This is a genomic window from Photorhabdus viridis, assembly GCF_040256935.1.
Lineage (GTDB): Bacteria > Pseudomonadota > Gammaproteobacteria > Enterobacterales > Enterobacteriaceae > Photorhabdus > Photorhabdus viridis.
In genome coordinates, this window is the sequence record NZ_JBEJZY010000583.1 from 1 (window position 1) to 223 (window position 223).

The window sequence follows — 223 nt, forward strand, 5'->3', positions numbered from 1 at the left end:
GCTATCCAGCGCCTGCTGCCAGGCCTCGATATCCAGCTGACCGCACACATGCAGGGCCATCGGAATATGATAAGTCTCACTGACCCCCTCAAACTGCGCCAGGAACCACAGACGCTGTTGAGCGAATGACAACGGTAACTCACCCTCACGGGATATCGGCAGGATGGCCGGCAGGACCGTGTCCGCCTGACCAGACCCGCCCTGCATGACCTCAGCAAACGCC

Annotated in this window: 1 protein-coding gene; it reads right to left on the reverse strand. The window is 60.5% G+C overall.

The annotated features are described in order from the left end of the window. Window positions 1-223: condensation domain-containing protein (locus ABR397_RS24650; protein WP_350307965.1), on the reverse strand; the 223-nt coding region annotated here is incomplete at both ends.